Genomic DNA, 26,119 nt, shown 5'->3' on the forward strand with positions numbered 1-26,119 from the left:
TGAAATTTTCACTCTTTAATGCATAAAAAAAACTTTGCACCATAAACATTCCTCTTTTCGAGAAAAAGTTCGGCACAAAGATCCCTTACATCCTTTGTTACACACTTTTCCCCTCATAGTCTAGCAATTCATGGTTGCCAGGTAGAAACTTATGGACCTTATCTCCAAGATTATATGAGGCAGTGATTCTTTTCGAAGTAATCTTACCACTTGCTCTCATACGTGTCAACAAAATTTAACATTTTTCTACAATGAATATCGAACATTTATAAAAAGGCACACTCATAGCATTCGTATTCTAAAGAATCGACTTGAATGTAAGCCCTTTCTTTCTTGTTGAATATAGTATATAACAAAAACAGTATATAAAAAAGCCTAATTGCAAAAACAATTAGGCTTTTTTTAAGAACTTTTTTCTTGTACATCATTAATGAGCACTTCTCTCGGTTTACTACCCTCATATGGACCTACTACACCGTTCATTTCCATTGCATCAATTAGACGAGCAGCTCGCGTATAACCTACTCTAAACCTACGTTGCAACATAGAAACAGACGCTGTTTGCATTTCCACTACGAGCTGAACTGCTTCATCGTATAATTCATCTTCAACTTGCTGCTTTGTCTCAGGGACATCTTGTGGAATCATATCCTCTTGATATTGTGCTTTTTGCTGTCCAATAACATATTCTACAACTCTCTCAACTTCATCATCTGATAAAAATGCACCTTGTACACGAACAGGCTTTGATGCACCAATTGGTATAAATAGCATATCTCCACGACCTAGCAGCTTCTCTGCGCCACCACCATCAAGAATTGTACGAGAATCCGTTTGAGAAGATACAGCGAATGCAATACGTGATGGAATATTCGCTTTAATAACACCTGTAATAACGTCAACCGATGGGCGCTGCGTTGCAATAATTAAATGAATACCAGCCGCACGAGCCATTTGTGCCAAGCGCATTATCGCATCCTCTACATCCGACGAAGCAACCATCATTAAATCTGCTAACTCATCCACAATTACTACAATATACGGTAATTCAGGTTGTTTCGCTTCCGATTGATTATTATGCGCTTTAATATAATCGTTATACCCTTCAATATTCCGCGTACCACTATGAGCAAACAACTCATAACGGCGTTCCATCTCACTTACAACCTTTTTCAAAGCTTGCGATGCTTTTTTCGGATCAGTTACAACTGGTGTTAACAAATGGGGCACACCATTATATACATTTAACTCTACCATTTTCGGATCGATCATCATTAATTTTACTTCATGCGGTTTTGCACGCATTAAAATACTAACTATAATCCCGTTAATACACACACTTTTCCCACTACCTGTCGCACCGGCTACTAGTAAATGGGGCATTTTATTTAAACGGGCCAATACAGCTTCACCTGTAATATCTCGTCCAAGACCAATTAACAACTTCTCTTCTGGATGATTATTAGCCTTAGAGTCCAGCACTTCCCTAAGTGTTACCATAGAAACTTCTGAGTTCGGAACTTCAATCCCTACAGCTGATTTCCCGGGAATAGGCGCTTCAATACGAATGTCTTTCGCAGCTAAAGCAAGCGCTAAATCATCACTTAAACTAACAATTTTACTTACCTTTACTCCCATATCAGGATACACTTCATACTTCGTAACTGCAGGACCTCTGTGTACTTTTGTCACTTTCGCTTTCACACCAAAACTTTGGAATGTACGTTCCAATTTACGAGCATTTTCATAAATTTCCGCATTTTCATTTGTAACTTGCTTATTTTTTGGGAACTTTAATATATCAAGCGAAGGAAGCTTATAATCTTTATTTTCAACATTTGAAAATTGCATCGGTGGGGCACTTGTTTCCGCCTCTAAAGATTCCACAATTTTTTCTCCACGCTTTTTCTTAGGCTCTTCAATAGGTGGAGCTTCTTCAATAAACGGTGAAGTAATTGGATCTGTTACATGTTCTTCTTCCATCCGTTTACCCTCTTCTTCATTTACAGGATAATTCTCAGTGAAATTTGAAATAATGGGGGGATCAATTTGCATCTCTTCCATCGGCTCAATCACTTCTTCTTGCTCCACAGCACGTGCGTGTCTTGAACTTCTTGTTGTTTTTTTCTTTTCTGTTTGTTCAGCAATCCTTTTTGATCGCCAATCTTTATAATCCCCTTGCATAACTTGAAATTGACTTCTAAGAATTCTACCCACCGGGGCAAGAACTTCTCCAATATGCTTATTTGTTATACAAAGTATTCCAAGAATAACTAAAATAATCCCAATGATATAGGCTCCTACTTCATCAAATAAGAAGTAACATGTTGCGAACATGAGCGCACCAAACATCCCACCGCCTAAGTGAACGCTATCTGGCCCTTTTTTCATTTCAAGAAAGAAGTTATCTTTCGTACTCACAATAACAGAAGTATTTTGCACTGCTCCATCTTTCGTAAGAAGGTTAAATAATGTAATATGACTGAACATTAATATCGCCAATACAATTAAATAAAAACCGATTAACCGTTTATTTAAAAGGTTCGGCCATCCACGTTTTATAACAAACGAAACCGATAAAGCTATTACACCTAACACACCAATTATGTACCACTCACCAAAGAAGAAGCGAAAAAATAACACAAACGATTTCCCTACAACGCCTAGCTGTAAAATCGTAATGATTGAAAGTGCAAAAAGAGCCAAACCGACGATTTCATAATATAGAGTTGGCTTTATCGTACGTCTTGCCTTTGCCTTCGTCCCTCTTTGCTTTTGTTTTGCCATTTCTTCACCTCGTGTTCTACATATAAATAAGGACAACATCTAAAAAACTCTACTTATATGTCTGTTTTCTCTATTCTTTCAGGTCTTTATATCTTCTATTTTTACACTTCTTGTAAAATGTTAAATAAACAGAAGAAAGCAGCCCCCTACTCATGGCTGCTCAACCGTCTTGTTTTTTATATTATACCATAGCTTCTGAACAAAATCCTTCTTTTTGCTAAAAGGTTATTTTCTGACCAGGCTCATACTCTAAGTAGTGAAATGGATTCGTACTTAACACACGCACAATAGAATAACACCCATGTTCCTCTTCAGAAACCATCAATTCAACACCATGTATATTTACAACTTTTTGACTTTCACATTGCGAATAATCGGCAGGGTATACAAGTTGCTCTGGCATAATTGTATATAGAATCATTGTAGCATCGTTCCTTCTGCATTATCATCTGCGCGAGCCTCTATTAATTCGTTTAGTTTTTGAAGTGCACTCCCAATGCCACCCACATCATCAATAAGACCATACTTCACTGCATCTCCACCAATTACATTCGTCCCAATATCTCGGGTCAAATTCCCTTTCGCAAACATAAGTTCTTTAAAACGATCTTCCGTTACTTTCGAATGTTTCGTCACAAATCGAATGACTCTTTCTTGCATTTTATCCAAATACTCAAATGTTTGCGGCACACCTATAACAAGACCGGTTAAACGAATTGGGTGAATCGTCATCGTCGCTGTTTCTGCAATAAATGAATAATCAGTCGAAACTGCAATTGGTACACCAATCGAATGCCCTCCGCCTAAAACAAGAGATACCGTCGGTTTCGAAAGCGAAGCTACCATCTCAGAAATCGCTAGCCCTGCTTCAACGTCTCCTCCAACTGTGTTTAATATTAAAAGCAAACCTTCAATTTTCGGATTTTGCTCAATCGCGACAATTTGCGGGATAATGTGCTCATATTTTGTTGTTTTATTTTGCGGTGGCAACTGAACATGACCTTCCACCTGTCCAATGATTGTTAAGCAATGAATACGTGATTCATTCATTTGCGGCACATTCGTTTGTCCAAGCTGTTGAATTTTCTCCACTATTGAAGCTTCTTTCGGAACTTCTTTCGGCCCAGCTTCTTTTTCTTCATTTGTATAACGATCACGTTCTGTCATATCGCATCCCCTTTCACTCGTATATAACTATTATTTCTTAAGTTATAAATTTCATTCGATAGGGTTTAAAAAGAAAAAAGATCACCCGCAAAGGTGATCTTTTTTACACTTCCATAATAATCGGTAAAATCATAGGTTTTCTCTTTGTCTCTTCGTACAAGAACTGCCCTAATAATTCACGAATATTTTGTTTTAACATAGACCATTCAATTGAATATTCTTTAATTGATTGCTCAACAATCATGCGTACAATCTCTGTAGATCGCTCAATTAATGCTTCTGATTCACGAACATATACAAAACCACGTGAAATGATTTCTGGACCAGAGATAATTTTCTTTTCATCTTTACCAAGTGTTACAACAACTACTAATATTCCATCTTGAGATAACATCTTTCTATCTCGAAGAACGATATTACCAACGTCACCTACACCTAATCCATCAATTAAGACATTACCAGCTTGCACTTTACCAACTAAGTTTGCTTCATTATCACCAAAAGCAATTACATCGCCTTTTTCTACGATAAAGATATTTTCTCTTGTAATACCTACATCTTCAGCTAAATATGCATGTGCTTTTTGCATACGAAACTCACCATGTACGGGTACAAAATACTTCGGTTTCATTAAATTTAACATTAGTTTTAATTCTTCTTGACTACCATGACCTGAAACGTGAACTTTTCTTTCACCGTAATAAATAACTTCAGCTCCAGCTCTAAATAACAAATCAATAATTTTCGATACAGATATTTCATTCCCCGGAATTGGAGAAGCTGCAATAATAACAGTATCACCTTTACGAATTGAAATTTGTTTATGAGCTTGCTTCGCCATTCTAGAAAGTGCTGCCATCGGTTCCCCTTGACTACCTGTCGTTAAAATAGCTACCTTTTTCTCTGGGAAGTTGTCTACTTCTTGTAATGAAATAACCATACCTTCTGGAACATCTAAATAACCAAGACGTCTTGCAATGTCTACTACTTTCACCATACTACGTCCTACTACCGCTACTTTTCTTCCTGTTTCGGCAGCCGCGTCAAATACTTGTTGAATACGATGTACGTTCGATGCAAATGAAGCAACGATAATACGACCTTCTGCACCGTAGAACACTTTAGAAATTTCTACACCAACTTCTTTTTCCGAACCTGTATAGCCTGGACGCTCAGCGTTTGTACTATCAGATAATAAGCAAAGTACGCCTTCATTTCCGATTTGTGCCATTTTCCCAAGATCTGCTCCATTATTTCCAATTGGAGTTTGATCAAATTTAAAGTCTCCTGTATACACTACAGCACCTTTTGATGTATGGAAACAAACACCAACAGAATCCGGAATACTATGTGTCGTTCCAAAGAATGACACTGTTGTAGTATTAAACTCTACTGTTGAATTTGAATCGATTGTTTTTAAGTCCACACGGCCTAACATGCCCGCTTCACCAAGTTTTTCTTGTATAAGTCCTACCGTTAATTTCGTTGCATACACTGGAATAGATAATTTACGAAGTACATAAACAATTCCACCAATATGATCTTCATGACCGTGAGTAATAAATAAACCTTTTACTCGCTCTTGATTTTCCACTAAGTATGTAATATCAGGAATAACGATATCAATCCCAAACATTTCATCTCCTGGGAACATTAATCCTGCATCTACAATAAAGATTTCAGAATCAATTTCAACACAGTACATGTTTTTCCCGATTTCACCTACTCCACCAAGAGCAAATACTTTAACAGACTCATTCTCTTTTCTCTTCATGTTGTTGCCTGGTTTAAAAATCTTGCAAACACTGATTTCACTAAAATTGTAGAGACACCAGGGGAAACTCTACAACCACCATATATTCACCGTCCAAGACGAATGTCCTTACCGTTATGCGATATCATGTCCTTGTATATTTTTTAAACCAGGTTTCACCTCTCTTTCATTATATAAATCAAATATCTTATTCGATATGATATGAAAATTTAATTAAATTATAATTTCTTCCAATTTTGCTAAGCATACCCGTACTAAGCTACTTAGCCATATTATACCTGATACAAGAAATAGAACACAAGTTAAATTATATGAAAGACTATATAAGAAGCTAAATTGAGGTTGTAATTTGCGAGGTTTTTTTCCATATACCACCTATTATTTTTTTCTACTTATATAAGATATTAATGGAAAAATATACATGTATGTTCTGTATATAAACATAAAGCGCTATTCACTAAAAACACATGATCTCTATAATCAATTTCTAACCAATATTATGCCGCCCCCTTCTTATTACACCTCATTAACTATGCTGTTTTTACCACTCACGTATATTTAATCTAAATAAAAATGACCTAGTTTCACACTAGGTCATTTCTTATTAACGAGGAATAGATTGCATTACAGATTGTAACGTTACTCTTTCTTCTTCTGTTAATGGAAGAAGCGGTAAACGTACAGAACCTACATCTAATCCAACCATTTGTAACGCTGTTTTTACTGGCGTTGGGCTTGGTGCCATAAATAATGAATCCGTTACTCTTACAAGTAATTGATGTAATTTTTGCGCCTTCTTAAACTCTCCCGCTTGGAATGCTGTAATCATTTCTTGCATTTCATTTCCGATAACATGAGATGCTACTGAAACGATACCTTTCGCTCCAACCGCCATAGCCGGTAACGTTAAACCGTCATCACCGCTGTATACTGCAAAGTCGTCCGCTGTTTTTTCAATGATTGCTGTCATTGTTAGTACATCGCCGCCTGCATCTTTAATCGCAACAATGTTTTCTATTTCTGATAAACGAACAACTGTATCAACGGAGATTTGTACAATAGATCGTCCTGGAACGTTATATAGCATAACCGGAAGTGGCGTGCTTTCAGCAATCGTTTTAAAGTGCTGATACATTCCTTCTTGACTCGGTTTGTTATAATACGGCGCTACTAGCATAACTGCATCAACACCAACTTCTGTTGCCTTTTTAGTTAAGTCAACAGAGGCATGTGTATTATTGCTACCTGTTCCAGCGATTACGGGCACCCTTTTATCGACAACAGATACGACATGGCGATATAACGCTACTTTTTCTTCTGAAGTTAATGTAGGAGATTCACCTGTCGTTCCTCCTACCACGATTGCTGTTGTACCGTTATCAATTAAATAATTTACCAATTTCGTTGTCTTTGCAAAATCGATATTCCCGTTTATATCAAACGGTGTTACCATCGCAGTTGCAATTGTCCCAAAATCTATCATGGTCTCACTCCTTATTGTTCCAGTTGCTTTTCTTTTGAAAGCTCAAACGCACTATGTAATGCATTTACAGCCTCCACTAAATCAGTTTCTTTTACAAGAACCCAAATTGTCGTATGACTATCTGCCGATTGCAGAATTTGAATACCTTTTTCTGCTAAAGCTGTAACGATTTTCGCAGTAACCCCTGGGATTCCTGCCATTCCAGCTCCAACGATAGATACTTTGGCACAATGCTCTGTCACAATTGGCTCATATCCAAGTTGTTTCAACACTTCGACAGCACGAGCTGATACATTATCATTTACTGTGTAAGCTACACCAGTAGGAGAAATGTTAATTAAATCAACACTAATGCCTTCGTTTGCCATTTCTTTAAATACATGTTGTTGCAAATCATATGCCGTTTCTTTTGCAAGTACTTTAATTTGCGTTACGTTTGATACGTGGGCAATACCTGTAACAGGACGTTCTTCTACATCCTGCCCTTTTGTAGCACCATCGTATGCTGCAATAAGCGTACCTTCGCTATCAGAATACGTAGAACGTACACGAAGCGGTACTTTTGCATGCATCGCAATTTCAACCGCACGTGGATGAACGACTTTTGCACCTTGGTAAGCCATATTACAAATTTCGTTATACGTTACCGTTTGAAGATGACGTGCATCTTTTACAATACGAGGATCCGCAGTCATAACACCTTCTACATCTGTGAAGATATCAATAAATTCAGCATGAAGCGCAACACCTAATGCTGAAGCTGAAGTATCGCTACCTCCGCGTCCAAGTGTTGTCGTATCACCTTTTTTCGTTTGCCCTTGGAATCCTGTAACGACGATTACATCTAGATTTTCTAATTCTTCATGTATACGATCGCAATTCATTTCAACGATTTTCGCATTCGTAAAGTCATCATTTGTTACAAAACCAGCTTGTGCACCATTTAATGCCGCTGCTTTTATACCGTTCTCATTCAACATATTAGAGAAAACAATTGCAGAGATTAACTCTCCACATGATAATAATAAATCTTGCTCACGTTTAGAAATAGTAGATTCCTCTTGATTTACAAGACTTAATAACGTATCCGTTGCATACGGTTCACCTTTACGGCCCATAGCAGATACGACAGTAACTACTTTATATCCAGCAGCTAACGATTTTTTTATATGATGAAGCGCATGCTTACGTCCATTTTCATCACGTACTGATGTGCCACCAAATTTTTGAACAATTATTTTCATATTTTGCACCTTCTCTTAGCCGTTTACACTAATTGTAATTTTACTAAGCGCTCTGCAATTTGAACAGAATTCCATGCAGCGCCTTTTAATAAGTTATCAGATACGACCCAAAGATGGAATCCTTTATCGTTATTTAAATCTTTACGGATTCTTCCAACGAATACTTCGTTTTTACCTACTGCAGTAGCTGGCATTGGATATAACTGCTCTTCTGGATTATCTTGCAGAACAATACCTTCTGCATTTGCAAGTAAGCTCTTTAATTCTGCTACTGTTACGCCTTCTTTTTCTACTTCGATGTAAACAGACTCAGAATGCCCTGATACAACTGGTAAACGTACGCATGTTGCCGCTACTTCTAATTCAGGCATATGCATAATTTTTTTCGTTTCATTAATCATTTTCATTTCTTCAAATGTAAATCCATTATCTTGGAACTTATCAATCTGTGGAATCGCATTAAAAGCAATTTGGTAATGTTTTTTATCACCTGATACAGGTAAAACATTCGCCTTAGCTTCTTCTCCATTTAAGATTGCTTGTGATTGTTCATGAAGTTCTTCAATCGCTGCCGCACCAGCACCTGATACAGCTTGATATGTGGAAACGATTACTCGTTTTAAACCATATTGCTGACGAACTGGCTCAAGAGCTACTACCATTTGAATTGTAGAACAGTTTGGATTTGCAATAATACCATTATGTTCTTTTAAGTCGTTTTCATTTACTTCAGGTACAACAAGTGGCACGTTTTCTGTCATACGGAATGCACTTGTATTATCAACAACAATCGCACCGCGCTTTGCTGCTTCTGGCGCTAATTGTTTCGATACAGATCCACCAGCACTAAATAGTGCGATATCTACTCCTTCAAAACTTTCAGGAGTCGCCTCTTGAACTGTAAATTCTTCGCCTTTAAATACAAGTTTCTTACCTGCAGATCGTTTAGATGAAAGTAACGTTAATTTCCCGATTGGAAATTCTCGTTTCTCTAAAGTATTTAACATTTGTTCACCAACTGCGCCGGTTGCTCCAACTACAGCGACATGAAAAGTTTTTTGCTTTTCCATCACTATGCCCCTTTCTAGATACCAATCCTTCTATAACTTAGAATTAGAAGGAGTATACAATACCCCTTCTAATCTTAATAACGTTAATTTTATCATATTCTACAGTAAGAATGATGGTTTCATCAAAAATTGTCCGTTTTTTTTCGTTTTTTAATTCATATATCTGAATTTTTCTACGACAACCGGTTGCAATTGTTTTCCTTGTAGCGCTTCTAATACTGTATCTTCCAGTAGCTCCATACGAGCTACCATTGAGTTCGGTTTTTTCTCTGGTGCGTCTTGGCCGAATGGGACGAAGTAGATGTTTTTTGTGGCCATTAGGCGCATGAGGTTGACGCCAACAGGGTGATAACAATATAAATATTTCTTTTTTCTTCTATTATATAATCATTTCACAAGCTGTAAATTTATTTTGTATACCATATTCTTCACAGGTACCCATAAACGAATTTGACAGTACTGTAGTAATTAAATGGAAAAGTTCTACTTTGATAATGAGTTTATTAAAGTAGAACTTTTCCATATATATCCTTTAATTGGTATGATTTATTTATTGAAATAAAAGGGGGGAGATTTTTGAGTTTAAACATGTATTTAGGGGAAGTACATGCCCAAACACAAAGTATGAATGCTGTATGTACGGCTACCATTCAAGGTATGGAACAAGCGATTCAGTCGATTGACGCTTTTGCAATTGATACTGTGTTACAAGGACAAACATATAGCAGTGCAAAATCATTTTTTGTACAAACCTTTCGTCCTTTAGCACAAGGAATCATTTATCTGTGTGAAGAGTTAATTCGTCAGAATGATGCTTTTCCAAGTCAATTCCAATCACAAGTCGCTTCCACGGATGTCGTTGAACAAGAGTTAATAGAACAAATTCGAGAAATTGACCGAATGAAAACAAGTATAGAAGCCATCAATCAAGCTATGCCACTCCCGGGTATGGACGCTATGGCGAATCTTTTTACTGTCATGAGGAAAAAACTGCAAGAAAAATTAGAACATCTATATGAATTTAATTATACTTCTAGTAATAATTATGATACTGCACTCCAACTAGCCGCTAGCATTGCGACGGGTTTGGCGGAAGTTCAAAGTGGAAAAGGCTTTAGTCCTGCAAGTGGTACATTTAGTACGCAAGGGTTGAATATGGAGTGGACAACTTCTATCCAAGCGATTACAGAAGAAAAAAAACGTCATTCTGAAGGAAGTAGTATTATAGAAGAATCGTTGTTCGATAAATTTAAAGATACTGTTGGAAATAACGTAGAAGCGATGGATCAGTTGTACGAAAAGTTTATTCACCAGATAGAAAACACTCCCCTTATTGGGCAATATTACAACTACAAAAAAGGGCAAAATGAAGCGGTGTTAGATGAACTTAAAGGAATATTAAACACAATTTTACATCCAATAGATAGTGTTGAGGGTGCTGTGTACGCTCTTTCTCACATCGACGAAACATTTGCTGCTGTAGAACAAGCTATTTCTGATTCGTGGAATCAAGATGTTGTAAATGGAGATTGGAATAGCAGAGCTAAATGGTTTGGAAATGTAGAGATGCAAGTTAAATTAGCAATTGCTGAATTATTTGTAGGAACAAAAGGTGTAGATAAAATTCCAAAATTAGGTGAAGTTTCAAAGTTGAACAAAACCTCAAAACTTAGTGAAAGTGTAAACTTTATACAAGGTACTAAAAACGTAATAACTTTAGATAAGTATAAGCAAAGCGTTGACATGTTGAATAATATTCTAATGCCAAAAAATCAATTTGCTTATGCAGGCAGAAATATTGTAGACTCTTTCTCAGATAGCAATGCTCTTAAACAAGCTAAAGAAAAACTATTGACTCATCAGTTTGCTGAAAGTACAGCTGAAGTTAATAAGGCAACAAGCGGAGCTGACTTGGATTTTAGAAAAGTAAATATTCAAACCAATGAAATTGGAGAAACTTTAGCTACTAGAAAGGAAATTCGAGCGTATAAAAAGGAATGGGGAGAATTAGGTATAAAAGTTAATATAGATAAAAAAGGAACAATTCTTCCAAACAATGTAGAAGCAGCGTTTGATTTTGTTAATGGGGATATATATTTAAAGAAAAAACCATCCGTCATAAATATGCATCATGAGGGTTTTCATGCAGAGCAGTGGTTAGATATAGGAAAAGAGCAATATATGAATCTTAGTAGGTTAGAGAGAGAAGAATATGTATTTGAACAAGTAATGAAAAATAAACATTTATTTGATAAAGCTTCTATTGACCATTCAATAGAATATATCGAAAGATTAAGATTGAAATATAAATAAAAGGAGAATTTTATATGTCTTTAGATAAGTATAAAAATATGTCTGATGAAGAGTTTAAACAATTGTCTACTGAAGAATTTCAAAATTATATAAAATTAAAGCAAGAAGATTTTTCAAGACATTATAGGAAAATAAATGAAATTACTGTAGATGTGATGTTAAAGCCTCAGGAAGCAATAGAAATTGCTAAACATTATCATAAGAAAAATAAATTAGATGGGGTAGTTAATGAAGATATCAACCAGCTTTTCTTTGATGAGGCTTATACATTTAAAATTGAGAAAGAAAATAGAAACAACGATGATATAAGACCAGCTTGGAGAATATTAGTGGATTTACCAAAAAACCCTTTTCTTATGGAGGACTATACACTAATAGTGTCTGATAGGGATAAAAAAGTAATGGGTATACTCGATCCAAATGGGCATCCAGTATTTAAAGACAATGAATTTACAGATGAAGATATTGAATATATTATGAGCGATGAGGATTCTAAAGATTAATTAAGGTAATAATTTAGTGGATAATTTTATAAATAGAATAATTGTCTTTTTTAATTAGTTTTTATGCTATTTTTCTAGATTCTAAGGGCAGGGAAAGAAGAATTTAAAAGAACAAGATAAATGGAAGAAAAATTATTATATCTCTATTTTTTATATAATAATACATTTATTAACATCAACTAGGAGGAACATTCCTTGAAAGTTGTACGATCTATATTTAAAGGCTTTCGTTTAATAGGTTTATTTGTAAAGCCAGTACTTAAAGCATTATCTAAAAGTAAATTTTAAATCTCATAAATATTAAAATCCCCTTCTGCATATAGGTGCAAAAGGGGATTTTTTTCAAATTATTCTATTCGTTCTACAGACAGTACTCATAGATAAATAAGAAACGGTGTATATTTACACTAACATTTATATAGATGAAAATCAATATATAATTATTTGCATATAGAACCAGATAATAATTTTTGTTCATAAAACTATTCTTTTGTAAGAAATCACTTCTCATATATAATCCCATTTTTCTTACCAACTTCACAAATTATTACTAAAAGAATATCATAAATTCCATTATATCTATTTACTTTATAATTTTAATATATTAATATAACACACGTGACAAACACATAGGGGAGGAATGGAAAAGATGTTAAAAAAAATTAAAAGAATTATGGTTGTTGCTGCTGCAGCTGTTACGCTATCAGTAGGCTTCGCAACATTTGCTCCAAAAGAAGCATCTGCACATTGGGCAGACAAACAAATGAATTGGGCTATGAGTGAAGGGTATCTTAAATCTGACATGCGTGATAGTCTAGCCACTCGACAAGATGCTTGGTTAATACTTTCTCGTTATTATGGCGGGAAACGGGATTTCTCTTACGAACAAGCGCGCCAGTTTGTAATAAGAAATGGTATTTCTGACGGATCTCGTGGAACTAACTGGATTACTCGTAATGAAATGGTAGGCATGATCTATCAAAAATATAATTGGACCAAGGCATGGACTCCTGAAGGTGGATTCAGTAAAGCAAATGCGTGGGGAAAAGCTAGAGGTCTTTTTGACGGCACTCGTGGAAACGACTTTGCAACAAGAGCTGAAGTTATTACTATACTTTACAGACACGAATTCTTCTGGTTATATTAAGAGATATAGAAAAAAGAGTGCTCATAATGTGAGCACTCTTTTTTTATTTCACATACACATAAGCTTCATTTGCTGTTACATAGTATGTTTTACTTAACTTAATACCACCCGCCTTTCATAGCCTTTCATAGCCTTTAATTTAATTCCATTTTGTTTTCAACTTCATAAATTATTCCTAAAAGAATATCGTAAATTCAAATATATCCATTTACCAATAAAATTAAATATAATAATATAAAAACGTGACAAACACATAGGGAAGGAATGGATAAGATGTTAAAAAAAATCAAAAAAATTATGGTTGTTGCTGCTGCAGCTGTTACGCTATCAGTGGGCTTCGCAACATTTGCTCCAAAAGAAGCATCTGCACATTGGGCAGACCCACAGATAAATTGGGCTCTTCAAAATAAAATTATTACTGCTGATATGAGGGACAGCCTAGCCACTCGACAAGACATGTGGTTAATGATGATGCGTAAAGAGTGGAAATATCATAGTGACTATGATTTTAATTCCGCACAAGCTTTTGTTGTAGTACATGGATATTCAGATGGGTCTAGAGGGACAAACTGGGTGACTCGTAGCGAGGCTGCTGCAATGGCATCATCATTGGCCGGATATATGAAATTATGGAATCCAGCAACCGGATTCAGTGGGTCAGATAGACGCGCAAAGAAACTTGGTATTTTTGATGGTACACGCGGGAATGAATTTGCAACAAGAGCGGAAGTTGTAACTATGATATATAATTCTCGTTACGCATAAAGAGATGTTAAAAAAGGGCTACTCATTACGAGTAGCCCTTTTTTCTTTCTATTAATGTATACTGATATAAAATTCATTAGCAGTTACATAGTATGTTTTACCTTTGCTATTGTGTACTTTATATTGTGGTGAACCATTAACAGTTACCTTCGCATCAATTGTAAATCCTAATCCTACATCTACAGAACCAGCCACATCTTTGTCCTGCCAAGATGGAGCATCATAGAAACGTAGATTATTAACTTTTGAAACAACACGCTTCCCTACAATAGAAGAATCCACTGTACTTTTCTTATTAAACTTCACATAAGATGGATCGTTCTTAATCCACTGATCCCCACCAAGATTTAACCAACCATCCTTTTCAGCCCATACAACGTAGGATTCTGGCTTGTTTAACTGACGAATCTTAGAATAGCTTGTACCTGGTCCTTTACGTAAGTTCACGTTGTATCCTTCAATATAGGCAATCCCGTCTGTCACTGCTGTTGGAACTTCAGCTGGTTTAGATGGATTCTCAGGCACAGAAACATCAACACTAGCATTATTGTATGCACGTTGTACATCAGCTCGGAATTGCGCTTCTGAAATGCCATGAGACTTTAAGTAGTCAATTGGATCTTCATGATCTGTACCGCCAAGATGATGAGTTACATCGCTATGCGTCCACAATCCTTTTTCTACAGATATCTTGTTATCTTTCAAGATTTTCGCTAAAATTTTTACATACTTTTCATATGAACGTTTGAATTTTGTATAGTCTGCTGTTTCACATAATTCAACGTGGACAAATCGTTTATTCGCAGCAGGTCCACCGCCATAAGCAATGTACTTTGTATCAGCGATTTGGATTGTTTCGTCCCAATCGACTGCATAGTGAACAAATGCATTTCTCCATGTACGAGACTCATATTTTTGAATGTTAATAGCTGGCGCTTCTGGAGTGGCTGTAGAATGAGCTACAACACCCTCATATGCACCTACGCCATAACGGTATGGTTGTTTCGGTAAATCAGGAATAATAAGCGTTCTATCAGCAAAAGCACTTGTTGCAATAGATAAAACTAAAATAACCGCAAAGACTACAGAAGAAATATGTTTTAATGTCTTTTTCATTTTTCATCAACATCCTTTTTCATAATTTTTGTGTGATCAAATAATCCGCTTGCTGACAGTCCAATGATGATTCCTTGAAATACATTTGTTTTTATATCTCCACCCAAAAATAAAACGCCTAGCACAATGCCAAGCGTTACATTCAATAGCGGAACATATTTTGTTTGTAATCCAATTGTTTTTCCGATTTGCGAAAGACCAACTACAATTCCAATCATTACAGTAATTTCAAACATTACATACCACCTCCTTTCATTAAGAAAGTGAGTGCTGCGCCTATAATTCCACCTACAATAAGTCGTAAGATCCAGGTAGTATTAGCGCTAATTTTATCTAACTGTTTGTTGATATTGATAATGTCCTTTTCGTTACCAGTTGTTCGCATCTCTAAGCTTTTAATTTCTAAACGTATGTCCTTGATATCTTGCTTGATTTCTTGAACATCACTTCTTACTTCTTGTAACCCTTCCACTTTGACCACCTCATTTCAAAGTAAAAAGAGCAGCAAAATCGCTCCTCTTTGTTATAAAAACCGTATTTTATTCAAAATTAAAAACAGCTCATGGCTGTCCTACTTGTTTACATGTATTTAGTTAATACTGATTTGCTGATAATGCTCCTTCTATCATTCTATTTTCTACTTCCTCAACATGTTCAATTGTTACTTCATCAGAAGCCCCTGGTCTCTTTCCAGTTAGCTTTACATAATCTTCGGCACAGATAAGACTTACTTTACCGAAAAGCTCAATCTCGTAAACTCTGCCGCCCTTATTACATAAATCACATGCAGTAGCAATCCGCATATTCAACGTGCCATCAGGAAGTCCCCAAACTTCAACTTTTGTATCTTCCTTGATACCGCAAAATTCTAGCATATCGTTTGGAATGCTAACGGTGACTTGATTTTCACCTTTCTTCAAATCAACTACTCTACCTAAGAATGGTGACTGTTCATTAGGTGGCATTGGACGCATAAATTTGTCTGGATTCATACTCATCTCCCTCTCTATGTTCTAGAAGTCATATTTGTGAAATCAACATAATTCCATCTACCATCATGAAAATACCACCCTAAACCTAAGCTACCATTTGTATAATGAATAGAACCTGCATTAGCACCAAAGTATCCACCACATACGTTAATCCCATTACATTCAATTGATTGTGTCGTTGCAACAGGATCTTTTGATTCAATTCGGAATCTATTTTCATTGTTGTAAATGTGACCGATGTAACTTCTACGTTCTCCACCGCCACGGGGATAAAAACTAAGTCCCGCACGATCAGTTCCAACGAGTGCCATCATTTCACCATTGTTCATAATTTCAAGTGGCGCATTCATATAGTTCCATTTGTTCACATGATTGTACCGAATTGTATTATCTCTTGTACCAAGTGCAATTGTAGAAAAAGGCAGTGTTCCGTTTACGAGTTCTCCATGTGTTGTATCCCAGTTATAAACGGAAGGAACGTCACCTTCCACCAACTGAACACCTGATACAGCAATTGCTTGCATATTATTTAAGAGCCCCTCGCCAAATAAATCAATATAAACATAACCATTTCCTTCTACATAGTTACTCGGCACAGTGAAGGTTAAAGCGTATCTTACTATTTTTCCAGTTTGAATGCTTGGTGCATCGTAAGTTTTTGATGCTCGTCCAATCTCCACGGGAGTGTCACCGTTATATTTACCGAATACCGCTCTCATGATTGGCTTGTTTGTAATGTTTACACGATTATCATTGGTAGTTGCTCTGAAATGAGCCGACAATGTGTATTTCTTCCCCGGCTTTACCCCGTCAAATAAAGTAAATCGAATCCAGTTTGCTAAATCTATCCGCATCGGATTAACCATTGGCTCATAATTGTTAACCACTGGTTTCTCAATATATGGATTAGACATAATTGTCCATGTAGGACTGTATTCAATCTTCAAAAAATAATTATTAAAAGTATTAAAAGAAATGTGTGAAAAGTCATGATCTGGAATGAGATTCTTCCTTGGTGTTACTGAAAATTTCTGTCCCCGCTCATCTTCAAAAAAGAAGTCAGCCATTTTTGCTGTAATACCATTCTTATCAATTGTTACTTTATCACCACTGATTTTAATAACATCAGCATCAATTCCTTTTGCTGTTAGCCATTTAACTATTGTATCGGCATTAATATTAAGTTTTTCGGCATCAATTGTAATCTTACCAGGTGACATATTGATAGAAGTCATGATGCCATCCTTTAAAATCTGTGCTAGAATCCCTTCATCTAACACTTCTAACCTAGATTCTGTTTTCTTTACATAGGCATTATACGTCTCATTTATAAACGTTTCTTGTTTTCCACTAATAATTGAAACGCCTTTTTCAGTAGCGCTGATACTTCTCTCTAACTCTGTTACTTTTTTATCGTAATCCTTAGTAGCTACTCTATTAGCAATATCTTCAATCATTTTATCAGCATCAGTTTGATCTTTCGGATGTAACCAAAATTCTGTAGCGACTTTACCTCGCTGCAGCATAGGCATACAGAACCAAGCTCTACCATTTCTTTGTACGTATGGTCGAAACCTTACAAATCCAGTTCCTGCCGGAGCTTTAGCTGTACAAATAGCTCTGACCCAAGTATTGTTAATGATTTGAACTCTTTCTCTAGCAGTTGAAATTCGGGTTGCTTTATTTGATTGCCAAAATTCCAACTCGATAAATACACCATTATCAATTGGAACTTTTCCATCAGTGTTAAAGTAAGCAGAAGTAACAATATCTTCATTAGGAGAACAATCTATAAATTGACTAAAAGCACCCCACCATACATCCTGGGTTTGTCCTGTAGTGTTCATAGAAAACGAATTGTATCCTTTATACTTTAGGTTAGGATCTATAGAGTGCCCAGTAGCCCAACCCCAGTATTTATTCCCTTGAGTAAAACCAGCGTCACGAATCTCATTAATAGATCCAATACCACCAACATAATTCTCAACATCTTTCATTTTCACAGCCATCTCAAGTGCATCAGAATGTTGTTTGATTGTAGATTGAGCATCAGAAATCTGTTTACCTTGTGCCGTTTGTGTTTCTTGTAACTTGCCAACGTTTTGAGAAACACCTTCAGCCGTTTTCTCTACTGCTGTTACACGCTTATCAAATCCACTTTGATTATTGTCAACTTTTGTTACTGTTTCTTTGATTCCATTCACACTTTTTTCAATCTCGGTTGCTTTCTTGGTGAATTCATCGTTTGTTACTTGGTTTTCTGGAGCTGGCGTCCAATCCTGTGGTTTGTTCCCTTTATATAAAGCGACCCATTCTACAACAGCTTTTGTAGTATTACTTGGAGAGTTATATAAACTTAACTTCCGTTCATTTCCACCCGTAGCCGCAACTGCTTTGAAAGTTACGTAAGTTATTCCATTAGCGTAAACACTTGTTGCATATCCAACATTGTTAGAACCGCCATTCTGCCAAATTCCAAATTTTTGACCTTGAAGGACACTGCCCTTAATTACAAAAGTATATTCCTCATCTGTAGAGAAATTTTCAGTTAGAGAATATTGATTGATTAAGTAATCTGTTTTTTCGTATTTAACATTTGAATCTAATAAAAGATTACGCCCTCCAGCCTTATCGTTATTGACCTTTGTTTCTACAGTTGTTAATTTCTCACTGATCTTCCCGGCTTGTTCTTTAATTTCAGTTGTTGTTTTCTTCAGATCATTTGCAGTTTGTTGCACATCAGATATTGTCTTTTTTGTGCCTTCCACAGTTTGCTCGACTGTATTTAATTTATTGCTGATATCAGTATCTTTTTTAGTTAACGATTCTATAGATAATTTAAACCCGTTAGAATCCTGCTCAAACTTGGTTACCTTCTTATCAATTTCACCCTGTTTATTTTGCACATCAGAAATGGTACGACTAACACCTTGTAAACTTTCTTTCACTTCATTAAATTGCCCTGTTGCTTGTTTTTGCGCTTCTTGAACCTTTTGATTTAATTCGCTTTTGGTAGCCTCAATATCTTTGCTTACCTGGGCCAATGTTTCTTTCTTAACGGATTCCACATCAGGAATAACAGGATCCCATTTACCATCCTTCCACAAATTCAGAATACCAGGCTTACCTTTGCTGATATCTTGCCACAACGTTTTTCTATCCTTTAAGTTTGCTGTTGGTGGATTTACGCCTTCAATAATATCAACGGTATTATTTTTAAGGTTCTCAGCAACTTGTTCAGCAATTTTCTTTGCTGCTTCCGACTCTTTTCGAATGACTTCTGTTTCTTTTACGTTTTCTTGAAGTTTCTTATCTAGCATATCTAGTAATTCTTTAGACGCTTTATTTGATAAGCTACCCATGATTTGTGCATATAACCTATCGATAAGGCTTCGTGTATCTTTGATTTCACGATAATTACCAAAGATATATTTATCTTTCGATGGATCGGTGTCGCATTCATCCGCTGCTATTAACCTAGCTTCTAAGAAAAGTGGTGGACTAAACCCTGTATCTTTTATTCGTACCGTATCTCCTTTACGAACCGATTCATGAGATAAACCAAACACTTTTTCAAGCGCTACTGCACTTACTTCATATGAAGTAGAACTATCAATTCGCTTCTTTAATTCTGCTTCGGTTAACTGTTTGAGTCGTTGCTTCGTCATATCTTGATCTTCTGTTTGCGGTGAATAAATATCGAATAAATGCTTGCCATCTTTTGACCAACGTTGTAAGGCATCATTATTTCCTACATAAAGTTTGCCATTGTTTATTTCTTCAAATGTGAGAAATTCACCAGTTTCACTATTTTGTGGACCAACACCTACAAGAGCGGTTACTACATCTTGACTATTCTCAATACGCCGGATGCCTTGTACATCTTTTCCTAACAAGAATTCTTTTCCGTTGTCACGTCCTACTTTTTTTATTAAATCTATATACCGACCGACAATAAAAGATCCCATTATTTCTGTTCTAAAACGAATCTCAAGTTCAAACGTAGATGCGATTTGTTTTAAGAGATCAAGCGGATTTGTAAAATCTTTAATATGAATGGTACGTATACCAACAAACTCAGTAATCCCACGTTTCCATTCTGTACCTTGTAAAGCAAAGTCTGTAGATTCGTTGACTGTAGTAGCTTGTAAGGTTTGTGGTTTAATTACGGTCGCTTTCTTTAGCTTTGTATGTTCACCAAGTGCATAAATCTTCTTTGGACGACCTGTTGAATCTTGCTCTACTTCTGTAATAATGTATGAAACAAAAGTACCGTCACGAGTTTGTTTAACGACAAGGTTCTGTTGTATAAGTGATGCCGCTATCTTTGTACCATCAGCTGTTGTGAACTCAAATTTATCTTTGTTATCTTTAAGCTCCCATTGGCGTAAATCATCCCAATAATCCTGTTCTTTGATAACACCTATGATTTGTTCTGTTTTAAAATCCACAATGTGTAATAGATTATTTGCTTTACTCATCTGTAACGCTCCCTATACGTGACATCTACTTGTCCAATGTTGTTTGGGGATATTTCGATTTCATTCTTTCCTTTTTCAATACGTATATAGTCACTCATAAAATCCTTTATATTTATCGCATCTGCTCCGTTAATACGAATACTTGCATCCGATGAATCGATTTCTACAAGATCTCCTTTTTGAACAATATAAGGTATTTGACGTTCTGTATTGCTATTTACTTTTTGCACTTTAATATCATGTACAGCTGCAATTAATGATGGTGCATCATTAAACGAGCATATATGAACAACAATTTGAGCTACTTTTTTCATAAAGCTATTGCCCGTATCCCACCATTGGGCAAATTTTTCTGTATGGTAATTTCCTTTTTCATCGATTAAAGCAATATCACCTTGCCAATAATTTCCCACTCGTGCAATGTGTAGACGTCCATAAAAATCATTCCATGTTGTACGATAATAACCCGTTTCCGCTATAATCAAATGATTGTAGTCACCGTTTCCCGCCATAACTTCACCAAAATTCTCGCTAGAATTTCTATATGCATCAAACATACCTACTTTTCCGACTACAACGCTGTTCTCATCTAATAAATAAAGTTCTACACGTCCCATAGTTGCGGGGTTTAAGTTTCGACATTCAACTATTGCATCAAGTGTGAAATCTTGTAGCGGTCCACCTGTAATGCTTCTTTTCACTGCTGGTCCGTGCCAAAATTGCCCTTGACCGTAATCAGATGGCATGATACGTGCGCCATCCGCTATCATTTTCCCTGCTACGATGCCATAATCTGAAACGAAATCTTTTCCCGCTTCCGTCCAACCCACTAGAGAATTCGCTTTATCATGCATAACCAATTCATACCGACTTATTGGCGTTTCATCTATCTTAACTGGGTATCCTATACGAAAATGTTGATTTCCATTTTTATTTATAATATCGATGAATGTGGACGGATTTTCTACCTGTATCTTGAATTTCGGTTCTGAAAACACACTTCCCTCATTCAAAGCATCCATTTTAATAATATTATTTGGTTCTAGTTTTGCTTTTGCGTTTCGAATTGGTCCTAATTTGTAAGGCATTGGACAAATAAATTTAAGCGTTCCTATTCCAAGTGTTACAAATTCATCTGGATCAAAGCTATCATCCACAATTGCTAAATACGTTCTGTTTGGTTCTACATCAAAAATAAGTTCAGTTGGTTGATCTGTTATTAGCCAACTTGCAATTTCCTCTTTCAGCTTTTCTAAGTTAGATCCATCAGGCACTATAATTCCTACCGGAATAGATAAAACGCGCATTTCTGTTTGTGTATTTAACAATCTTGCGCCTGGATATCCTGGAACGTTTAGAAAATTTCGTTTCAATGGTGCCCAAGTAGGTCTTTTCCATCCTTTCGCAATTTGAATAAAGCCTTTACGTATTTTGTTAAATGTAAAAGAACTCATGTTGACACCTCATTTCTTTATAAAATAAAGAAACCCAAACCTAAAAGGCTGAGTCTCTTTGTTTTTCTCTTTCTTGGTACTCGGTTGTATATCGATACGTACCACGCGCCACATCTCGCCCCTCTATAACAACAGGAACTTCAACAACCAAATCACCACCAAGCATCGGAATTGCTCCGCCACCAGATGATCCAAATGAGTTATTAATTACTTGATTTGATACACTACTTGTCATAGCCTGTTTGCTATTTGACATGTTCCCATACACGCCACTCATAACAGTCTTTAAGGCTGATAATTGACTTACAGAACTAGCCATCATACGGCTCATGTCACCCATTAATTGATTTATTTCTCCTGGCATAGCAAATTGTTGTCGTGGCATGGCTGCTACGATACCTGCGCCAATATCTCCAAGTGTTTTCTTATTAAGGGGAAGCACCGCTTCTCGTCCTGCTTCTCCTGCGCCTTGTAGGTTTCCACCATTCATTCCAAAGATAGTTGGTTTAGTGAAGATACCACCTTTTGCATTCCATTTCACGCCAATTCCTGACGGATAAGTAATGTCTTTACCTAAAACATTTTTTGTACTAGTTTCTAAGCTAAAGTGTGGCATTGATGGCATTTCAGGTTTAGGGATTTTTAATTTTAAATCACTAAAGAATCCCTTAATCTTTCCAATAAATTCTTCTACCTTACCAACCGCTTCTTTGATTGGATCAATGATGTTACGTTTAGCCGCATCAAATTTTTCTTGTGCGGCATTTTTCACAGAATCAATTTTTTCTTTAGCTGAATTATATAAGTCAGTAAATTTTTGTTTGGCTTGATTATACGTTTCAGTTACCGAATCAATTACGTATTGCTTCACTAAATTCCAAGCTGTAAGTGTATAAGATTTTATCGTTTCCCAATTACTTAATATCCAATTAGCTAATTCAGAAAGCTTTTGCTTGGTTGTATTCCACAACTCTTGAACAGGTTGAATCACATATTGTTTTACTAAGTTCCAAGCCATAAGAGTATATGATTTTGCAAGTTCCCACTGTGAACTTAACCAAGAAATCAAATCACTAAATTTCTCTTTCACTAAGCTCCAAGCTTCCTGTACAGGCTGGATAATATATTGTTTAAATAATCCCCATGCTACTTGCGCCACAGCTTTTGCAATTTCCCATTGTGTACCAAGCCAAGTAACTAATTCACCTATCTTTGTACTCACCCAATTGTAAGCTTCTTGAATCGGTTGAATAATATACTGACTTATTGCCGCCCATGCAATTTGTACTCCAGCTTGAATAAGTAGCCACCCAGCTTCTAAAACTGTTGAAATCAATGAAATGATTGGATCTAAAACGGTAACAATGGTATTCCAAGTGTCTTGCCAAGCTTGTACGAGTGTTCCCCACAATTCAGAAGCCGTTGTAACTAAAGAAGTCCACCAGGAAGACGCTGTTTCCACAATTCCGGACCATAAGTTACTAAAGAATTCACCTATCGGATCAAAGAAACTATGCATCATTTCTCTGAATGAAGCCCAAGCTCCAGAAAAGAATTCAACAATAGAATTCCAGGTAGTACTACATATCTCGCCTATACCTGTCCATAAATCACTAAAAAATTGACCTATTGGATCAAAGAATGTATGCATTGTTTCTAAAAATGAATTCCATGCTTCACTAGATGATTGAACGATACCGTCCCAAAGTTCTATCAAATATTCTTTAATAGAATTCCAGGTTTCTATTGTCCAAGTTTTGATATCGTCCCAGTTTTTATAAATAGCAAAACCAAGAGCAACAATAGCTGCTATGATAATTGGAACAATGGCGACAATCCCAGCTGCTACCAATGCTGATACTTCTAAAAAACTCATTACGGTTACGACTATAGGTGCAAGTGCCATGATTGCACCCGATATTATACCAATAGCGGTTGCTACGGCTGCTAATGTCGCTGCCAACTCTGGATTATTAGAAATCCATTCAGCGAATTTAGAAATAACATCGGCTACAACGCCTAGCAATGGTTGGAGAGCAACTTGTAAATCTTGCATAGCTTTTTGAAATTTCACAGCTGGATTAGCATCCATTTTCTTAATAGATTCATTTAATTTCTGCTGGTTCTTATCAAAATCAACTACTTTACTTTGGGCTCCAAGTATCGCGTATGTTATGTTGTCACCTTGATCTTCCCACATTGTGCCGAAAAGTTTGACACCTAACTCGTTTCGCTTCGTTTTATCTTCTACATTGGCTAAAGCTGCTGCAATCTCTGACATAGCGGCTGAGCCTTCTTTACCACCATTCGCTACAGATTGCCCCCATTTTTGCAATTGTTCAGCTGAAATATTAGTACCTTCTAACGTTTCTTTCATAGCTTTATCGACACCTTGGCCAAATTCAGCCGCTTTAATACGCCCTTCTTTCAATCCATCTAAAAGATTATCGATATTCCATGTTCCTGTTTCAACCCCAGCTTCCATTATTGCTTGGACTTCTTCAGCACTGTATCCAGCTCGTATTAGCTGCCCTCCATATTCAGCGATAATATCTAATTGTTCAGGTGGAAAGCCTATTCCAAGTAAAGCGTTTGTCATACCAAGAGCGCCTTCTTGTGATATACCTAATTCATTACCTATTTCATTAACCTCTTGAATTAATTCAGTAAAATCTAATCCTGAATAGGATTGCGCAATTGTTGCTGCACCTTTTACGATGGATGCATTCGCTTCATCACTTACATTCTTATTTAAGACCCATTGCCTACGCACACCCTCCAAAGATGCTTCAGCATCAACTCCATAAGTAGTGACACTCCTAATAGCTTCTTCCACCGATTTTTTCGAGGAGTCAGGCACTTCAAAACTTATATCAATTTTTGTTTTCAGTTTAGACATATCAAGTGCTTTTTCGATTGTCCCGGCAATTCCGCCACCAGCTACCATTGCACCAAGAACGTTTTCTAAGCCAATATCTAATTCTTGGAATTCTCTTTCCGTCCTTTGGGCTTCTTGCTGTAAATCTCTTAATTCATTTCGAACTTGTTGTATTGAATTGCCAGCATCCACAGATCGTAACGCTCTTTGTAATTTTTCAATATCCGCTTCAGTTCCTAATGCTTCACGACCAATAATCCCAATTGCTTGTTCTAATTGGCGACTTGTAGCTGTTCCGCTTTTAATTGCATTTACAAGACGATTACCTAATGCACTTGCAAAATCATCAACGCTTTTACCTGTAGCACTAAACAACGTTTCTAATTGTCTTGTTGAACTCGCTACATTTTCTTGTTCAGCTTTCATATTTCCAAGTTTATTTTTCAGACCATCAAGTGAACCTTGTGTAAATTCAATTTCACGCCTAAATGCACGATATTGTTCTTCGGAAATTTTTCCGTTTTGGAATTGAGCTTGTACTTGTTGTTCTGCTGCTTTTAATTTATCTAACTTCTGTGTTGTATTTTCAATTTGTTGTGTAAGTAATTTTTGTTTTTGCGCTAATGCTTCCACATTACCAGGATCAAACTTTAATAAGCGCTCAACATCTTTTAATTCTTTAGCCAAAGCATCACTTTGTTTATTTACATCTTTTAAAGCATTTTGTAACGGTTGAGTATTCCCGCCGATTTCTATCGTAATCCCTTTAATTCTTCCTGCCATTTTCTCACCTCATTTCTTAGAATGAATCAAAGTCTTTTTGACTCGCTTTTCGAATTTTTTCTTTGTCTGGATTCTCCATTTCAGCAAACTCAGCAATGTAATCAAAACAATCACCGATTGTCATGGTTTCTAAATCCCAATGCGTTAATTTTGCTTTATAAC

18 protein-coding genes, 1 pseudogene and 1 riboswitch are annotated in these 26,119 nt (G+C 36.2%); of the genes and pseudogenes, 4 read left to right on the top strand and 15 right to left on the bottom strand.

Annotation, left to right across the window (positions count from 1 at the left end):
* Positions 1-96 precede the first annotated feature (96 nt).
* Positions 97-198: riboswitch (purine riboswitch) on the bottom strand.
* A gap of 204 nt (positions 199-402) precedes the next feature.
* From MHH42_RS18890 to spoVFB, 8 genes and pseudogenes are all read right to left on the bottom strand, one after another.
* Positions 403-2,787, bottom strand: coding sequence for a DNA translocase FtsK (locus tag MHH42_RS18890; RefSeq protein WP_001118767.1), 2,385 nt, complete (start codon positions 2,785-2,787; stop codon positions 403-405).
* Between the two features lie 217 nt (positions 2,788-3,004).
* Positions 3,005-3,208 carry a YlzJ-like family protein gene (locus MHH42_RS18895; RefSeq protein ID WP_000605018.1) on the bottom strand — a complete coding sequence of 68 codons (204 nt, stop codon included), beginning with the start codon at positions 3,206-3,208 and terminating at the stop codon, positions 3,005-3,007.
* Entirely contained in the window at positions 3,205-3,954 is a 750-nt protein-coding gene (tepA, locus tag MHH42_RS18900; RefSeq protein WP_000139820.1) for a translocation-enhancing protein TepA, read from the bottom strand. Before tepA ends, MHH42_RS18895 begins: the two co-directional genes overlap by 4 nt.
* Before the next feature lie 103 nt (positions 3,955-4,057).
* Positions 4,058-5,728, bottom strand: coding sequence for a ribonuclease J (locus MHH42_RS18905; protein ID WP_000823093.1), 1,671 nt, complete (start codon positions 5,726-5,728; stop codon positions 4,058-4,060).
* Positions 5,729-6,332: 604 nt separating this feature from the next.
* On the bottom strand, positions 6,333-7,211 hold the full coding sequence (dapA, locus tag MHH42_RS18910; RefSeq protein ID WP_000564770.1) for a 4-hydroxy-tetrahydrodipicolinate synthase: 879 nt from the start codon (positions 7,209-7,211) through the stop codon (positions 6,333-6,335).
* An 11-nt stretch (positions 7,212-7,222) separates the two neighbouring features.
* On the bottom strand, positions 7,223-8,455 hold the full coding sequence (dapG, locus tag MHH42_RS18915) for an aspartate kinase (RefSeq protein ID WP_000692465.1): 1,233 nt from the start codon (positions 8,453-8,455) through the stop codon (positions 7,223-7,225).
* Between the two features lie 23 nt (positions 8,456-8,478).
* Positions 8,479-9,525 (bottom strand): aspartate-semialdehyde dehydrogenase, encoded by a 1,047-nt coding sequence (asd, locus tag MHH42_RS18920; protein WP_000414844.1) that lies wholly within the window; start codon positions 9,523-9,525, stop codon positions 8,479-8,481.
* A gap of 150 nt (positions 9,526-9,675) precedes the next feature.
* Positions 9,676-9,864 (bottom strand): annotated as a pseudogene (spoVFB, locus tag MHH42_RS18925) (dipicolinate synthase subunit B); the annotation flags it as partial.
* Positions 9,865-10,101: 237 nt separating this feature from the next.
* Here spoVFB and MHH42_RS18930 point away from each other — a divergent pair.
* The 4 genes from MHH42_RS18930 to MHH42_RS18945 all read left to right on the top strand — a co-directional run bounded on the left by MHH42_RS18930 (position 10,102) and on the right by MHH42_RS18945 (position 14,253).
* Positions 10,102-11,838 (top strand): zincin-like metallopeptidase toxin domain-containing protein, encoded by a 1,737-nt coding sequence (locus MHH42_RS18930; RefSeq protein ID WP_070173672.1) that lies wholly within the window; start codon positions 10,102-10,104, stop codon positions 11,836-11,838.
* Between the two features lie 14 nt (positions 11,839-11,852).
* Positions 11,853-12,341 carry a hypothetical protein gene (locus MHH42_RS18935; protein ID WP_070173673.1) on the top strand — a complete coding sequence of 163 codons (489 nt, stop codon included), beginning with the start codon at positions 11,853-11,855 and terminating at the stop codon, positions 12,339-12,341.
* 649 nt (positions 12,342-12,990) lie between these two features.
* Complete coding sequence (locus tag MHH42_RS18940; protein WP_000913819.1) at positions 12,991-13,488, top strand: hypothetical protein; 498 nt, start codon at positions 12,991-12,993, stop codon at positions 13,486-13,488.
* 264 nt (positions 13,489-13,752) lie between these two features.
* Positions 13,753-14,253, top strand: coding sequence for a hypothetical protein (locus MHH42_RS18945; protein WP_060487547.1), 501 nt, complete (start codon positions 13,753-13,755; stop codon positions 14,251-14,253).
* 51 nt (positions 14,254-14,304) lie between these two features.
* On the opposite strand, the gene MHH42_RS18950 is transcribed toward MHH42_RS18945, so the two are convergent.
* The 7 genes from MHH42_RS18950 to MHH42_RS18980 form a co-directional block, all read right to left on the bottom strand.
* The gene (locus MHH42_RS18950; RefSeq protein ID WP_340893827.1) at positions 14,305-15,369 is read right to left on the bottom strand and encodes an N-acetylmuramoyl-L-alanine amidase; all 1,065 of its coding nucleotides are present in this window, start codon (positions 15,367-15,369) and stop codon (positions 14,305-14,307) included.
* Positions 15,366-15,605, bottom strand: coding sequence for a hypothetical protein (locus tag MHH42_RS18955; protein WP_000461731.1), 240 nt, complete (start codon positions 15,603-15,605; stop codon positions 15,366-15,368). Before MHH42_RS18955 ends, MHH42_RS18950 begins: the two co-directional genes overlap by 4 nt.
* On the bottom strand, positions 15,605-15,841 hold the full coding sequence (locus MHH42_RS18960; RefSeq protein WP_000398737.1) for a hemolysin XhlA family protein: 237 nt from the start codon (positions 15,839-15,841) through the stop codon (positions 15,605-15,607). The genes MHH42_RS18955 and MHH42_RS18960 overlap by 1 nt, the downstream gene beginning before the upstream one ends.
* Before the next feature lie 121 nt (positions 15,842-15,962).
* Positions 15,963-16,361, bottom strand: coding sequence for a hypothetical protein (locus tag MHH42_RS18965; protein ID WP_340893835.1), 399 nt, complete (start codon positions 16,359-16,361; stop codon positions 15,963-15,965).
* 14 nt (positions 16,362-16,375) lie between these two features.
* A complete protein-coding gene (locus MHH42_RS18970) occupies positions 16,376-20,842 on the bottom strand; it encodes a phage tail spike protein (RefSeq protein ID WP_340893837.1) in 4,467 nt (1,488 codons plus the stop codon).
* Entirely contained in the window at positions 20,839-22,296 is a 1,458-nt protein-coding gene (locus MHH42_RS18975; RefSeq protein ID WP_340893838.1) for a distal tail protein Dit, read from the bottom strand. Before MHH42_RS18975 ends, MHH42_RS18970 begins: the two co-directional genes overlap by 4 nt.
* A gap of 40 nt (positions 22,297-22,336) precedes the next feature.
* Entirely contained in the window at positions 22,337-25,957 is a 3,621-nt protein-coding gene (locus MHH42_RS18980) for a DUF2207 domain-containing protein (protein ID WP_340893841.1), read from the bottom strand.
* Positions 25,958-26,119 lie beyond the last annotated feature (162 nt).

This window comes from Bacillus sp. FSL L8-0099, assembly GCF_038006385.1.
In the GTDB taxonomy this organism is placed as follows: Bacteria; Bacillota; Bacilli; order Bacillales; family Bacillaceae_G; genus Bacillus_A; species Bacillus_A toyonensis.

Excerpts from the sequence above, each read along its gene's own strand:
- MHH42_RS18905 (WP_000823093.1), bottom strand. The coding sequence starts at position 5,728 with ATGAAGAGAAAAGAGAATGAGTCTGTTAAAGTATTTGCTCTTGGTGGA.
- tepA (WP_000139820.1), bottom strand. The coding sequence starts at position 3,954 with ATGACAGAACGTGATCGTTATACAAATGAAGAAAAAGAAGCTGGGCCG.
- asd (WP_000414844.1), bottom strand. The coding sequence starts at position 9,525 with ATGGAAAAGCAAAAAACTTTTCATGTCGCTGTAGTTGGAGCAACCGGC.
- dapA (WP_000564770.1), bottom strand. The coding sequence starts at position 7,211 with ATGATAGATTTTGGGACAATTGCAACTGCGATGGTAACACCGTTTGAT.
- MHH42_RS18940 (WP_000913819.1), top strand. The coding sequence starts at position 12,991 with ATGTTAAAAAAAATTAAAAGAATTATGGTTGTTGCTGCTGCAGCTGTT.
- MHH42_RS18975 (WP_340893838.1), bottom strand. The coding sequence starts at position 22,296 with ATGAGTTCTTTTACATTTAACAAAATACGTAAAGGCTTTATTCAAATT.
- dapG (WP_000692465.1), bottom strand. The coding sequence starts at position 8,455 with ATGAAAATAATTGTTCAAAAATTTGGTGGCACATCAGTACGTGATGAA.
- MHH42_RS18950 (WP_340893827.1), bottom strand. The coding sequence starts at position 15,369 with ATGAAAAAGACATTAAAACATATTTCTTCTGTAGTCTTTGCGGTTATT.
- MHH42_RS18935 (WP_070173673.1), top strand. The coding sequence starts at position 11,853 with ATGTCTTTAGATAAGTATAAAAATATGTCTGATGAAGAGTTTAAACAA.
- MHH42_RS18945 (WP_060487547.1), top strand. The coding sequence starts at position 13,753 with ATGGATAAGATGTTAAAAAAAATCAAAAAAATTATGGTTGTTGCTGCT.
- MHH42_RS18965 (WP_340893835.1), bottom strand. The coding sequence starts at position 16,361 with ATGAATCCAGACAAATTTATGCGTCCAATGCCACCTAATGAACAGTCA.
- MHH42_RS18955 (WP_000461731.1), bottom strand. The coding sequence starts at position 15,605 with ATGTTTGAAATTACTGTAATGATTGGAATTGTAGTTGGTCTTTCGCAA.
- MHH42_RS18895 (WP_000605018.1), bottom strand. The coding sequence starts at position 3,208 with ATGATTCTATATACAATTATGCCAGAGCAACTTGTATACCCTGCCGAT.
- MHH42_RS18890 (WP_001118767.1), bottom strand. The coding sequence starts at position 2,787 with ATGGCAAAACAAAAGCAAAGAGGGACGAAGGCAAAGGCAAGACGTACG.
- MHH42_RS18970 (WP_340893837.1), bottom strand. The coding sequence starts at position 20,842 with ATGAGTAAAGCAAATAATCTATTACACATTGTGGATTTTAAAACAGAA.
- MHH42_RS18980 (WP_340893841.1), bottom strand. The coding sequence starts at position 25,957 with ATGGCAGGAAGAATTAAAGGGATTACGATAGAAATCGGCGGGAATACT.